The sequence below is a fragment of the Saccharopolyspora montiporae genome (assembly GCF_015209505.1).
Lineage (GTDB): Bacteria > Actinomycetota > Actinomycetes > Mycobacteriales > Pseudonocardiaceae > Saccharopolyspora > Saccharopolyspora montiporae.
In genome coordinates this window covers 167,191-179,375 of the sequence record NZ_JADEYC010000009.1, presented here as the reverse complement: position 1 = coordinate 179,375, position 12,185 = coordinate 167,191, and the positions used below count along the sequence as shown (strand labels likewise).

The 12,185-nt window shown below is 71.7% G+C and carries 15 protein-coding genes; 8 read left to right on the top strand and 7 right to left on the bottom strand.

Translation table 11 applies throughout. The features are described from left to right. Window positions 1-448 precede the first annotated feature (448 nt). The gene (locus tag IQ251_RS06220) at window positions 449-739 is read right to left on the bottom strand and encodes a MoaD/ThiS family protein (RefSeq protein ID WP_193927481.1); all 291 of its coding nucleotides are present in this window, start codon (window positions 737-739) and stop codon (window positions 449-451) included. Between the two features lie 4 nt (window positions 740-743). Next, entirely contained in the window at window positions 744-1,802 is a 1,059-nt protein-coding gene (gene moaA / locus IQ251_RS06215; protein ID WP_370591231.1) for a GTP 3',8-cyclase MoaA, read from the bottom strand. Between the two features lie 151 nt (window positions 1,803-1,953). Here moaA and IQ251_RS06210 point away from each other — a divergent pair, with 151 nt between their 5' ends. From IQ251_RS06210 to IQ251_RS06190, 5 genes are read left to right on the top strand one after another with little or no spacing between them, the layout of a single operon-like run. Next, window positions 1,954-2,358 (top strand): TOBE domain-containing protein, encoded by a 405-nt coding sequence (locus tag IQ251_RS06210; RefSeq protein ID WP_193927622.1) that lies wholly within the window; start codon window positions 1,954-1,956, stop codon window positions 2,356-2,358. Further along, the gene (modA, locus tag IQ251_RS06205; RefSeq protein WP_193927480.1) at window positions 2,358-3,110 is read left to right on the top strand and encodes a molybdate ABC transporter substrate-binding protein; all 753 of its coding nucleotides are present in this window, start codon (window positions 2,358-2,360) and stop codon (window positions 3,108-3,110) included. The genes IQ251_RS06210 and modA overlap by 1 nt, the downstream gene beginning before the upstream one ends. A gap of 32 nt (window positions 3,111-3,142) precedes the next feature. Then, window positions 3,143-3,913 (top strand): ABC transporter permease, encoded by a 771-nt coding sequence (locus tag IQ251_RS06200; RefSeq protein WP_193927621.1) that lies wholly within the window; start codon window positions 3,143-3,145, stop codon window positions 3,911-3,913. Next, window positions 3,910-4,998, top strand: coding sequence for a sulfate/molybdate ABC transporter ATP-binding protein (locus tag IQ251_RS06195; RefSeq protein ID WP_193927479.1), 1,089 nt, complete (start codon window positions 3,910-3,912; stop codon window positions 4,996-4,998). The genes IQ251_RS06200 and IQ251_RS06195 overlap by 4 nt, the downstream gene beginning before the upstream one ends. A 26-nt stretch (window positions 4,999-5,024) precedes the next feature. Next, window positions 5,025-5,789, top strand: a complete 765-nt coding sequence (locus tag IQ251_RS06190; protein ID WP_193927620.1) for an HAD-IIA family hydrolase — start codon at window positions 5,025-5,027, stop codon at window positions 5,787-5,789. Window positions 5,790-5,896: 107 nt separating this feature from the next. On the opposite strand, the gene IQ251_RS06185 is transcribed toward IQ251_RS06190, so the two are convergent. Together IQ251_RS06185 and IQ251_RS06180 are read right to left on the bottom strand one after the other, a co-directional pair. Next, window positions 5,897-6,295, bottom strand: coding sequence for a YccF domain-containing protein (locus IQ251_RS06185; RefSeq protein ID WP_193927478.1), 399 nt, complete (start codon window positions 6,293-6,295; stop codon window positions 5,897-5,899). A gap of 26 nt (window positions 6,296-6,321) precedes the next feature. Then, entirely contained in the window at window positions 6,322-7,110 is a 789-nt protein-coding gene (locus IQ251_RS06180) for a PhzF family phenazine biosynthesis protein (RefSeq protein ID WP_193927477.1), read from the bottom strand. 133 nt (window positions 7,111-7,243) lie between these two features. Between IQ251_RS06180 and IQ251_RS06175 the strand changes: the two genes are divergently transcribed. Next, a complete protein-coding gene (locus tag IQ251_RS06175) occupies window positions 7,244-8,872 on the top strand; it encodes an AMP-binding protein (RefSeq protein WP_228046252.1) in 1,629 nt (542 codons plus the stop codon). Window positions 8,873-9,064: 192 nt separating this feature from the next. On the opposite strand, the gene IQ251_RS06170 is transcribed toward IQ251_RS06175, so the two are convergent. Beyond that, a complete protein-coding gene (locus IQ251_RS06170) occupies window positions 9,065-10,030 on the bottom strand; it encodes a R2-like ligand-binding oxidase (RefSeq protein WP_193927475.1) in 966 nt (321 codons plus the stop codon). A 133-nt stretch (window positions 10,031-10,163) separates the two neighbouring features. Here IQ251_RS06170 and IQ251_RS06165 point away from each other — a divergent pair, with 133 nt between their 5' ends. After that, on the top strand, window positions 10,164-10,802 hold the full coding sequence (locus IQ251_RS06165; RefSeq protein ID WP_370591230.1) for an HAD family hydrolase: 639 nt from the start codon (window positions 10,164-10,166) through the stop codon (window positions 10,800-10,802). Between the two features lie 10 nt (window positions 10,803-10,812). On the opposite strand, the gene IQ251_RS06160 is transcribed toward IQ251_RS06165, so the two are convergent. After that, window positions 10,813-11,025 (bottom strand): hypothetical protein, encoded by a 213-nt coding sequence (locus tag IQ251_RS06160; RefSeq protein WP_193927639.1) that lies wholly within the window; start codon window positions 11,023-11,025, stop codon window positions 10,813-10,815. Between the two features lie 259 nt (window positions 11,026-11,284). Here IQ251_RS06160 and IQ251_RS20090 point away from each other — a divergent pair, with 259 nt between their 5' ends. After that, window positions 11,285-11,683, top strand: coding sequence for a cold-shock protein (locus tag IQ251_RS20090; RefSeq protein ID WP_193927618.1), 399 nt, complete (start codon window positions 11,285-11,287; stop codon window positions 11,681-11,683). Window positions 11,684-11,689: 6 nt separating this feature from the next. On the opposite strand, the gene IQ251_RS06150 is transcribed toward IQ251_RS20090, so the two are convergent. Beyond that, on the bottom strand, window positions 11,690-12,163 hold the full coding sequence (locus IQ251_RS06150) for a DUF2771 family protein (protein WP_193927474.1): 474 nt from the start codon (window positions 12,161-12,163) through the stop codon (window positions 11,690-11,692). Between the last annotated feature and the right edge of the window lie 22 nt (window positions 12,164-12,185).

Below are 12,185 nucleotides of genomic sequence, written 5' to 3'. Positions count from 1 at the left end.
TGATCAGAGCGTTGTTATCGGTTCGTTTTCGGGCCGATATCGATCACCGTCAGTGAGGCGTGGGTCACCACTTCGTTTCGCTCGCGTATCTGCTATCGCAGGCGTCGCGCAGTCGATCGCCGCCGGGGTCTGGCCGTTATGTCGGAATTTTCCGCAGGCGACCGCGGTCACTGATCGGGGTCGGGATAGACGCGAAGCGTAGTCGTTTCGCCGCCACTTGAGTGTGATGCACAACTCCGACGAAGGAGGCGCAACGGACATCAAGATCGACATCGGGCTGAGCGCATGGCATAAATCACTCGAATGAGTGCGTACCGACACGCCGGATCATGAGGTATCCGCACGCGCGCGCACCCGCACGCGCGCGGATAAAGAAGGTGCAGAACCCGAGTCGGCGGGTTCCTCGGCAGGCGGCCGCGGAGGTGTGCGCGCCCTGCTGCGGCCGGGATCAGCCGCCGGCGAACGGGGGCAGCACGTCCAGCTCGGCGCCGTCGGTGACGGGCACGCTCCGGTCGCGCACCGCCACACCGTCCAGCAGGAAGCTGCACGCCGGAACCACCCGGGCCAGCTGCGGGCCGTGCTGCGCGAGCGCGGTGGTGATCACGTCCTCGGCGGTCACCGCACCGCCGTCCGGCCGGGGCACCCGGATCCGCTCCTCGGCGGTGCCCGCGGCGGCGCGCGCCCCCGCGAAGTAGCGGACCAGGACGGCCACGCTCTCCAGCTCGGGTGCGGTGGTCATCGGCTCAGCCTCCGATCGCGCTCATCGGCCGGTCCGGCTGGGCGAACTCGCCCGAGTCCATGCCGTGCCCGGCGGCCTTGGCCCACATCGTCGCCTGCCAGAGCCGCATCAGCTCCGCGTCCTCCGCACCGTCGCGCAGCGGGCCGCGCAGATCGGTCTCGGTCGTGGAGAACAGGCAGGAGCGCAGCTGGCCATCGGCGGTGAGCCGGGTGCGGTCGCACGCGGCGCAGAACGGCTTGGTCACCGAGGCGATCACGCCGACCGTGGCGGGACCGCCGTCCACCAGCCACCGCTCGGCGGGCGCCGACCCCCGCTCGGCGGTGTGCGGGGTGAGGGTGAACTCGGTGCCGAGCAGCTGCAGGATCTCCTCGGCGGTGATCATCTGCGCGCGGTCCCACTCGTGCTGGGCGTCCAGCGGCATCTGCTCGATGAACCGCAGCTGGTAGCCGTGCTCGATGCAGTAGCGCAGCAGATCGCAGGCTTCGTGCTCGTTGGTGCCGCGCATGAGCACGGCGTTGACCTTGACCGGTTCCAGCCCGGTGTCCTTGGCCGCGCGTAGCCCGGCGAGCACGTCGTCGAACCGGTCGCGGCGGGTGAGCTCGCGGAACACCTGCCGGTCCAAGGTGTCCAGCGAGACGTTGACCCGGTCCAGCCCGGCATCGACCAGCTGGGCGGCCCAGTCGCCGAGATTGATCCCGTTGGTGGTCAGCGAGGTCTTCGGTGCGGAGGGCAGCGCCGAGGTGGCCGCCACGATGTCCACCAGGTCCTTGCGCAGCAGCGGCTCGCCGCCGGTGAACCGGACCGTGGTCACCCCGAGCTGTTCGACCGCGATGCGGATCAGCCGCACCATTTCCGCGGTGTCCAGCAGCTCCGCGCGCTTGAGCCAGGGCAGCCCTTCGGCGGGCATGCAGTAGGTGCAGCGCAGGTTGCACTTGTCGATCAGCGAGACGCGAAGATCCCGGGCCACCCGGCCGAACCGGTCCACCAGCTCCGGGGTGTCCGGGCGCGCTGCCATGTCGACCGTGCTCTGCACGGACGGAATTCCCAGGTCCACCGCGGTCACGCGTCGACCCTAACGCGCCGGCCCGCGGGTTATCGATTCCGCGGTCCGGGCGAATCGGACCCCGCCGGGCTCCGGATCGGACGTATCGTTACGCAGCTGCGGTCCAGTATCCCTGGATCCGGCCGTAGGTGCGGCAGTAGTGTCGGTTCTCGTGCCGCAATACCGGATCGCCGAGATCGCCGACCTTTTCGGGGTCAGCGATGACACCGTTCGCCGCTGGGTGGACGGCGCGCTGCTGCCCGCGGGCCGTGACGCCGCCGGACGCATGGTCGTGGACGGGGCGGCGCTGGCCGAGTTCGCCCGCGCGCAGGCGCGTTCCGCCCCCGACCCCTCCGGAGTGGGGCGTTCGGCGCGCAACCGGCTGGTCGGCCTGGTCACCGAGGTCGTCTCGGACCGGGTGATGTCCCAGGTGGAACTGCAGTGCGGTCCGCACCGCGTGGTCTCGCTGATGAGCACCGAGGCGGTCACCGAACTGGGCCTGCAGCCGGGAGTGCTGGCGGTCGCCGTGGTCAAGTCGACCAACGTCGTGGTGGAGACACCGGGAGAGGGTTCGTGATGGTCAAGATCAGGACGTGCGCCGCGGTCGCGGTCGGGCTGCTGCTGCTCGCCTCCTGCGGGCAGTCCGGCGAGCAGGGCCGCCAGGAGCTGACCGTGCTCGCCGCCGCCTCGTTGACCGAATCGTTCGACGAGCTGGGGCAGCGCTTCGAACAGCAGCACGAGGGGGTCCGGATCCGGTTCGACTACCAGGGTTCGTCCACGTTGGCCGAGCAGATCGACCAGGGCAGGCCCGCGGATGTGTTCGCCTCCGCCGATGAGGAGAACATGGCCAAGGTCACCGAAACCGGTGCCGCGGACGGGCAGTCGCAGACCTTCGCCACCAACCGGCTCACCATCGCGGTGCCGCCGGGCAACCCCGCGGAGGTGCGCTCGCTGGCCGATCTGACCGGGGACCGCTCGGTGGTGATCTGCGAACCGGATGTGCCGTGCGGCTCGGCCACCGCCGAAGTGGCGCGTGCGGCCGGGGTCTCCATCCAGCCCGCCAGCGAGGAGAACGACGTGAAGTCCGTGCTGCAGAAGGTGATCGCCGGGGAGGCCGACGCCGGGCTGGTCTACGTCAGCGATGCGCAGGCCGCGGGTGAGGCGGTGCAGACCGTGGACTTCCCCGAGTCCGGCCGGGCGATCAACGAGTACCCGATCGTCACGCTGCGCGGCGCCCCCGAACCCGGGCTGGCCGACGAGTTCACCGAGTTCGTGCGCGGACCGGAAGGCCGGGAAGTGCTGGAGCGCAACGGATTCGGAGCGCCGTGATCACGCGGCGCCCGGTCGCGCGCCCGGCGGCGGTGCCCGCGGTGCTGCACGTGCCGGCGCTGCTCGGCCTGGCGCTGGTGGTGCTGCCGGTCGTCGGGCTGCTGGCCGAGGTGGACCCGCTGCGGCTCCCGGAACTGCTGCTGAGCTCGTCCGCGCTGGACGCGCTGCGGCTGTCGGTGCAGACGGCGCTGCTGTCCACAGCGCTGTCCCTGTTGCTCGGTGCCCCGCTGGCGCTGGTGCTGGCCCGCTCGCGCGGGCGCTGGCTGCGGGTGGTGCGCGCCCTGGTGCTGCTGCCGCTGGTGCTGCCGCCGGTGGTGGGCGGTCTCGCGCTGCTGTACCTGCTGGGCCGGACCGGGCTGCTCGGTGCTCCGCTGGCCGCGGCCGGGTGGCAGCTGCCATACACGACCACCGCCGTCGTGCTCGCCCAGACGTTCGTGGCCATGCCGTTCCTGGTGGTGGGGCTGGAAGGCGCGCTGCGCAGCGCGGGCAGCGATTTCGAGCGGGTGGCCGCCACATTGGGCGCCGGTCCGTGGGCGGCGTTCCGGCGGGTCACGGTGCCGCTGCTGGTCCCGGCGCTGGGATCGAGCCTGGTGCTCACCTTCGCCCGGGCACTGGGCGAGTTCGGCGCCACGATCACCTTCGCGGGCAGCCTGGAAGGGTCCACCCGCACGTTGCCGCTGGCGATCTACACCGCCGCGCAGTCCGATGTGGACGCGGCGGTGGCCATGTCGCTGCTGCTCGTGGTGGTGGCGCTCGTGGTGGTCGTCGTCGCGCGACCGAAGGCGGCGGAGGGGCGGCTGTGAACGGACTGCACGCCGAGATCTCGCTGCACCGCGGTGAATTCGCGCTCGACGCCGCGATCGACGTCCAGCCGGGCGAGGTGCTGGCGGTGCTCGGCCCGAACGGCGCGGGCAAGTCCACCCTGCTCGGTGCGCTGGCCGGGGACCTGCGCCCGCAACGGGGTGCGGTGCGGCTGGACGGTACCGACTGGCTGGACGTCGAGCGCGGGGTCGAACTGGTCACGCACCGCCGCCGGGTCGGGTTGTTGGCGCAGCGCGCGCTGCTGTTCCCGCACCTGTCCGTGCTGGACAACGTGGCGTTCGGACCGCGGGCCGCGGGCGTGCGCAAGGCCTCTGCGCGCACCACCGCCCGGCGCTGGCTGTCCGAAGTGGAGGCCGCCGAGCTCGCGGACCGGCGGCCGGGCGCGCTGTCCGGCGGGCAGGCGCAGCGCGTCGCGCTGGCCCGGGCGCTGGCCGCCGAGCCGCGGCTGCTGCTGCTGGACGAACCGCTGGCCGCGCTGGACGTGGACGCCGCTCCCGCGGTGCGCGGACTGCTGCACCGGGTGCTGCGCGAGCAGGCGACACCGACCGTGCTGGTCACGCACGACGTGCTGGACGCGGTGGTGCTGGCCGACCGGCTGGTCGTGCTGCAGGGCGGGCGGATCGTGGAGCAGGGCCCGACCCGGCAGGTGCTGAGCCGCCCGCAGGACCCGTTCACCGCCCGCATCGCCGGGCTCAACCTCGTCACCGGCACGGCCACGCCCGACGGCGTGCGCAGCGGCGACGTGCTGGTCACCGGGCGGGAAGCCGAACCGGTCGGTGAGCGGGAGCGGGCGGCCGCGGTCTTCGCGCCGTCGGCCGTGGCGGTGCACCCCGAGCCGCCGCGCGGCAGTCCGCGCAACGCGATCCCGGTGCGGCTGACCGGGCTGGAACCGCGCGGGGACGTGGTCCGGGTGCGCGGCGCTGCGGGGGAGGCGGCGCTGGCGGCCGACGTCACGCCCGGTGCGGTCGCCGATCTCGGTTTCGGCCCCGGTGACCGGGTCTGGTTCGTGATCAAGGCGACCGAAGTGGCCATCCACCCGGTGTCCGGTGGATCATCGGGGGCGTGAGCGAAACATCACCGTGGACGTACCTGATGGACATGGACGGCGTGCTGGTCCGCGAGGAGCACATGGTCCCCGGGGCCGACCGGTTCCTGGCGGACCTGCGCGCGAACGGCATCCCGTACCTGGTCTTCACCAACAACTCGATCTACACCCCGCGTGACCTGCGCGCACGATTGCAGGCGAGCGGTCTGGACATCCCGGAGGAGTCGATCTGGACCTCGGCGCTGGCCACCGCCCAGTTCCTGGTGCAGCAGCGGCCGGGCGGTTCCGCGTTCGTGGTCGGCGAATCCGGGCTGACCACCGCGCTGCACGAGATCGGCTACGTGCTCACCGATCGCGATCCGGACTACGTGATCCTGGGCGAGACCCGGACCTACAGCTTCGAGGCGATCACGAAGGCGATCCGCCTGGTGGAGAACGGTGCCCGGTTCATCGCCACCAACCCGGACGAGAAGGGGCCCAGCCCGGAGGGCACGCTGCCTGCGACCGGTGCGGTCGCCGCGCTGATCGAGCGGGTCACCAAGCGGGCGCCGTACTACGTGGGCAAGCCGAATCCGCTGATGATGCGCTCGGCGCTGCGCCACCTCGGCGCGCATTCGGAGAACACGCTGATGATCGGCGACCGGATGGACACCGATGTGCGCTCGGGGCTGGAGTCGGGGCTGCAGACGATCCTGGTCAAGACCGGCATCTCCGACGAGCACACCGCCGAGCTCTACCCGTACCGCCCGACGAAGGTGGTGGGGTCGGTGGCCGATCTGGTGGACCGGGTGCTGACGCCGTTCGACGCCTGACGTTCCCGGAGGCGCCCGCGCGGCACGCGCACGACGGCGCCGCGCGGCATGCGCCGGGTAGCCGCGCGGCACGCGCTAGCCGCCCCGCGCGCCCCGCGCGGCCCGCGTCAGCGGCGCAGCAGGGCGTAGGCGTCGTCGGTGTCCACGATGCGCCTCCCCATCGGCAGCAGGGAGACGGGCACCAGCTTGAAGTGCGCGATGCCCAGCGGGATCCCGATGATCGTCAGGCAGCTGGCGATGCCTGCGGTGATGTGCCCGAGGGCCAGCCACCAGCCCGCCAGCACCAGCCAGAGCAGGTTGCCGACGGTGCTCCAGCCTCCGGAGCCGGGGTCGTCGACCAGCCGGCGGCCGAACGGCCACAGTGCGAACCGGGCGGTGCGCAGCGAGGCGATGGCGAACGGGATGCCGACGACGGTGATCGCGAGCAGCAGTCCGGCGAAGGCGTAGCCCAGGGCCATGACCAGGCCGCCGAACACGAGCCAGATCAGGTTCAGCAGAAGTCGCATGATCACCAGCCTGCCAGCAACGGGGTCTAGACCCGCAGCTCGCCGTCCAGCACGGTGACCGCGCGGCCGTGCAGGCCGATGCGGTCCCCGCGCAGCACCGCGCGGACCGTGCCGCCGCGGGCGGACGCCTGCTCGCCGATCAGGACGCTGCCGTGCGCGGTCCGGTCCAGGCGCGCGGCCCACCAGGGGGCCAGCGCGCAGTGCGCGGAACCGGTCACCGGGTCCTCCGGGATGCCGACGTGCGGTGCGAAGACCCGGCTGACGAAGTCCACCTCCGGCCGGTCCGGCGCTGCGGTGAGGATCACGTCCGAACCGCCGATGCCGGTGAGCACGTGGAGTTCCGGCACCACAGCCCGCACCTGGGCGGCCGATCCGGCCAGCACGAGCAGTTTCGTGGCGCTGCGGGCCGTGGCCAGCACGTCGACACCGGGCAGCGCCTTGGCCAGCCAGTCCGGCGGCTCGGCGGGTTCCGGCGGGTCGGCGGGCAGGTCCAGTTCGATCCAGCCGTCCGGGGTGCTGCGGCAGTGGAGCACGCCGCTGGCGGTGTCGAACCGCTGCTCGCCGCCGAGCACGTGCGCCGCCGCCAGCGTGGCGTGCCCGCACAGCGGGACCTCGGCGGTCGGCGTGAACCAGCGCAGCGGTTTCGGATCGTCGCCCGGGGTCCCGGTCACGACGAACGCGGTCTCGGAGTGCTTGAACTCGGCGGCCACCGAGCGCATCCAGGCGGGTTCGGCGGGGGCGTCCAGCAGCACCACACCGGCCGGGTTGCCGCCGAACGGGTTGTCGGCGAAGGAATCCACGACGCAGGCACGCACGGTCGGCAGTATGCCCGACCCGCCCGCGCGGCGAATCCCGGCGTACCGGACCCGCCCCTTGGCGAACGGCGCTCGCGTTCGGCAGGATCTGGTGTCCTGCGTCACGTTTCCGGATCCTCGGGAGGCCGTCGTGCTGGATTCCGCCCCGCCCCTGCTCAGCTACTCGTCCGGGACGTCCGAGGTCGGACTGCTCGGCGACACGATCGGCGCGAACCTGGACCGCATCGCGGCGCGGTTCGCCGAGCGGGATGCGCTGGTCGAGTGCGCCACCGGGCGCCGGTGGACCTACCGGGAGCTGCTGGCCGAGGTGGACGCGCTGGCGATCGGGCTGTTGGACGCGGGCATCGGCAAGGGGGACCGGGTCGGCATCTGGGCCCCGAACAGGGCCGAGTGGACGCTGGTGCAGTACGCGACGGCCAAGATCGGCGCGGTGCTGGTGAACATCAACCCGGCCTACCGGGTGCACGAGCTGGAGTTCGTGCTGCAGCAGGCCGGGATCCGGCTGCTCGTGGCCGCGCGGGAGCACAAGGGCAGCGATTACGCGGACATGGTCGAGCAGGTGCGCGACCGCTGCCCGCAGCTGGAGCGCGCGGTGTTCCTGGACGGCGCCGAGTGGCAGGAGCTGCCGCGCCCGGAGGGCGACCGGGGCAGGCTGGTCGCGGCTGGCGCGGAGCTGACCGCGGACGACCCGATCAACATCCAGTACACCTCGGGCACGACCGGCTTCCCGAAGGGCGCGACGCTGTCGCACCACAACATCCTGAACAACGGGTTCTTCGTCGGTGAGCTGTGCGGGTACACCGAGCAGGACCGGGTGTGCATCCCGGTGCCCTTCTACCACTGCTTCGGGATGGTGATGGGCAACCTGGCCTGCACCAGCCACGGCGCGGCGATGGTGATCCCGGCGGAGGGCTTCGACCCGGCCGCGTCGCTGCGGGCGGTGCAGGACGAGCGGTGCACCGCGCTGTACGGGGTGCCGACGATGTTCATCGCCGAGCTGGACCTGCCCGGGTTCGCCGATTACGAGCTGTCCTCGCTGCGCACCGGGATCATGGCGGGCTCCACCTGCCCGGTGGAGGTGATGAAGCAGGTCATCGACCGGATGGGCATGACCGAGGTCGCGATCTGCTACGGGATGACCGAGACCAGCCCGGTGTCCACGCAGACCCGCGCGGACGATTCGCTGCAGCGCCGGGTGAGCACGGTCGGCCGGGTCGGACCGCACCTGGAGATCAAGATCGTCGATCCGGAGACGGGGCTGGTGCTGCCGCGCGGGCAGCAGGGCGAGCTGTGCACCCGCGGGTACTCGGTGATGCTCGGCTACTGGCGGGAGCCGGAGCGCACGGCGGAGGTGCTGGACGCGGCACGCTGGATGCACACCGGAGACCTGGCGGAGATGGACGAGGACGGCTACGTCAGCGTCACCGGTCGGATCAAGGACATGGTGATCCGCGGTGGGGAGAACGTCTACCCGCGCGAGGTCGAGGAGTTCCTGCACACCCACCCGGACGTGCTGGACGCGCAGGTCATCGGCGTTCCGGACGAGCGCTACGGCGAGGAGCTGATGGCCTGGATCCGGTTGCACGAGGGTGCCGAGGAGCTGACCGCGGAGCGGGTGCGCGAGTTCTGCGCGGGCAAGCTGGCGCACTACAAGATCCCGCGCTACGTGCACGTGGTCGACGAGTTCCCGATGACGGTCACCGGCAAGATCCGCAAGGTCCAGATGCGCGAAGAAGCCAAGTCGCTGCTCGGGCTGGGCTGAGCGGGCAGTGCCGGCCCTGTCGCGGGTGTTCGAGCGCTGCAGGCGCAGGCGCTTCCCGAGTCCGACACGTCGGCGTTGCTCGCCGGTCCGCGGCGAACTTCGCCGCGTTCCTCCGGGCGGTGCGCGACGACCGGTTCTCCACCGCGCGCGCAAGAGCTCCGCCCACGAGGCGGAGCTCCTGCGCGGGGTTCGTCAGACTGCGCTGAGCTTGGCGAACTCCGCTTGGTCCTCGGCGTTGAACCGCTCCTCCAGGTGTTCCGGTTCGGCGTCCACGTCGATCTTGTGCAGCGGGACGCCGCGCGCGCTGGAGATCGCGCCGAGCCTGCGCCCGGCGCGGTCCGAGGCGTAGGCGGTGAGCTCGTCCTTGTCCAGCTCGAACGGCAGCACCTCGGGGGCGTCGGCGGGTTTCCACTGGACCGAGGCGACGACCTGCGGCAGCAGCCGGTCCATCTGGTCCTGCACCACTTCCCAATTGCTCTCGTCGGCGGCAACGTGCCTGCGGCAGGTGAACGTGCCCCAGGCCATGTGCCTGCGCTCATCGTCGCCGATGCGGCGCACCACCTCCTGCATGCCGGGCAGGATGCCGCGGCGCACGCAGATCTTGTTCCACGCGTAGTAGCCGGTCAGCGCCAGGCTGCCCTCGACCACGTGGTTGTAGGTCACCGACGCCCGCACCTGGTTCTCCGGGCTCGGGTCGTCGTGCAGCGCGTGCAGCGATTCGGGCAGCGCCTCGTAGAAGATCGCCCGGTAGCCGGCGTTGTCCTGCACGTAGTCGTGCAGGTCCTCGGTGATGCCGACCGCGTCCATCCACAGCCGGAAGACCTGCGTGTGCTTGGCTTCCTCGAACGTGAACTGGGTCAGGTACATCTCGTCGCCGAACCGGCCCTCGTCGGCCATGGCGGCCAGGAACGGCTGCAGGTCCTGGGTGACGGCCTCCTCGCCAGCGATGAACTGCGCGCAGAGCCCGGCGACGCTGCGCTTCTCGTCCTCGGTCAGCGCGGCCCAGTCCTCGGCGTCGCGGGTGAAGTCGATGTCGGTCGGGTTCCAGAACTTGGCGTTGCCCTTGCTGAACAGCCGCAGCGGCAGTGATTCCCAGTTCAGGCCGCTGGCCCGCAGGGAGTGGAAGCCGTCGCGGTGCGCGGGGTGCGTGGTGGTCATGACCTGCTCCAGCCAGCCGGAGATGTGAGGTGTCTTACTCCACATATTCGATACTGCCCAGTTTCGCGTCAAGGAGCCACCGGACGTGCACTGAAAGTGAACGCCGTTCATGTCGTGCGGTTAGCCTGTGCCCGTGCTGCAGCGATCCGGCGACGGTCCGACCGTCGGCTTCGACCTGGACATGACACTCATCGACCCGCGCGCGGGCATGGTGCGCGCGTTCGACGCGCTCAACGACGCGTTCGGGCTGGACCTGGACGGCGAGCACTTCGCCGCGAACCTCGGTCCGCCGCTGCCGGACGTGCTGCGCGGCTACGGGTTCGACGAGCAGCTCGTCGCGCGGTTGGTCGCGCACTTCCGGGAGATCTACCCGCAGGTGGTGGTCCCGGCGACCGAACCGCTTCCCGGCGCGGCCGAATCGCTGGCCGCGGTGCGCGCCGCGGGCGGCCGCGCCCTGGTGATCACCGGCAAGTACGAGGCCAACGCCGCCCTGCACCTGCGCGCCCTGGGCTGGGACGTGGACCGGCTGGCCGGGGACGTGTTCGCTGCCGCCAAGGGCGAGGTGCTGCGCGCGGAACGGGCCGCGGTCTACGTCGGCGACCACCTCGGCGACCTCATCGCCGCCGACACCGCCGGAGCGACCGGTGTCGGGGTGGCCACCGGACCGTACGGAGCGGAAGCGCTGCGCGTCGCCGGAGCCGAGAGCGCGCTACCCGACTTGACCGGCTTCCCGGAGTGGTTGCGCGAGTACTGCGCCCGCACGCGCGCCTGAGGGCGGTCCGTCAGCTCCGCCCGCGGCGGCTGCGCAGCCCGGTGGCCAGCACGCCGAAGAGCAGTCCCGCCGGGCAGAGCAGCGTCAGCAGGTTCAGCCAGACCGGCAGGTTCTCGTACCCGGCCGCGAACAGCCCGAAGACCGCCGCGATCGCCAGCAGCCCGATCCCGAACAGGGCCAGGGAGAGCCCCAGCACGACGGACCCGGAGTTCGACCTCGCCATGCCCGGCAGCCTAGGTGCGCACTGGTCCGCTCGGCGCAGCGGGTCTCGCCCGACGAGGCCGGGTGGTCGCGGACCAACACCGGGTATCCTTGAGGTGACGCGTCCCGGGCGCGCCCAACAGCGCGGCGTGATCGGGGCGCTTTCGTCGTGCCGGGGCGGGCGCTCCGGAGCGGTGGAGCAGGCCCGGTGCTGGACCGACCCAGTGCCGGCAGACGCAGCGACGGCCGCGGGCCGGTGACGACAGGGAACGGTGAGCGCAGTGCCGACCGGCAAGGTCAAGTGGTTCGACGCGGAGAAGGGCTTCGGCTTCCTCACCCAGGACGGTGGGGAGGACGTCTACGTGCGCGCCTCGGCCCTTCCGTCCGGTGTCGACGCGCTGAAGACCGGCCAGCGGGTCGATTTCGACATGGCGCAGGGGCGCCGCGGTCCGCAGGCGCTCAAGGTCGAACTGCTGGATCCGCTGCCCTCGGTGGCCGAGGCGAAGCGGCGCTCCCCGGACGAGCTGCACGGCATGGTCGACGACATGATCAAGCTGCTGGAGCTCAAGGCGCTGCCGGAGCTGCAGCGCGGCAAGTACCCGGACCGCAAGACGTCCAAGCGCATCGGCGAGGTCGTGCGCGCGGTCGCGCGCGAGCTGGATCCGGGCGGCGGCAGCTGACCGGGATCACCGGCGCACGTCGAGCAGCCAGCTCCCGGAGATGCCGAAGTCGACGCCTCCCTCGACGCCGGGGGTGAGCACCGCGCCGAACTGCTGCACCTCGACGTGGTCGAGCTGCTCGGCGTCCGGGGGCAGGTGCAGCGTGTAGGCGTGCCGGTCGCCCGGGGCGAACACGGCGCTGCGGCTGTCCAGCTGCTCGCCCTCCGCGGTGCGGTACAGGAACACGACCTGCCAGGGCGTGTCCGAAACCTCGGCGGGCACCGAGATCTGCACCGGCTCGCCCGGCGGGACGCGCAGCTCCCCGACCGGGTCCTCCGGCGGTTCGGCGCAGTCCTGGCCGGTCGCGTCGCAGTACTGCGCCGGGTCCAGCCGGACCGAATCGCCGTGCGCGTAGAAGGTGACTTGCGGTTCGTGCGGGGCCGAGCACCCGGCGAGCCCGAGGGTCGCCGCGGCAGCCAGCAGCTTCAGTCCACGATGCACGGTAGTCAGCCTACGTCCCGGG

What these genes read in the sequence shown, in the direction of transcription:
- IQ251_RS06220 (WP_193927481.1), bottom strand. Translation starts at nt 739, where the DNA reads ATGACCACCGCACCCGAGCTGGAGAGCGTGGCCGTCCTGGTCCGCTAC.
- modA (WP_193927480.1), top strand. Translation starts at nt 2,358, where the DNA reads ATGGTCAAGATCAGGACGTGCGCCGCGGTCGCGGTCGGGCTGCTGCTG.
- IQ251_RS06190 (WP_193927620.1), top strand. Translation starts at nt 5,025, where the DNA reads ATGGACATGGACGGCGTGCTGGTCCGCGAGGAGCACATGGTCCCCGGG.
- IQ251_RS06185 (WP_193927478.1), bottom strand. Translation starts at nt 6,295, where the DNA reads ATGCGACTTCTGCTGAACCTGATCTGGCTCGTGTTCGGCGGCCTGGTC.
- IQ251_RS06170 (WP_193927475.1), bottom strand. Translation starts at nt 10,030, where the DNA reads ATGACCACCACGCACCCCGCGCACCGCGACGGCTTCCACTCCCTGCGG.
- IQ251_RS06160 (WP_193927639.1), bottom strand. Translation starts at nt 11,025, where the DNA reads ATGGCGAGGTCGAACTCCGGGTCCGTCGTGCTGGGGCTCTCCCTGGCC.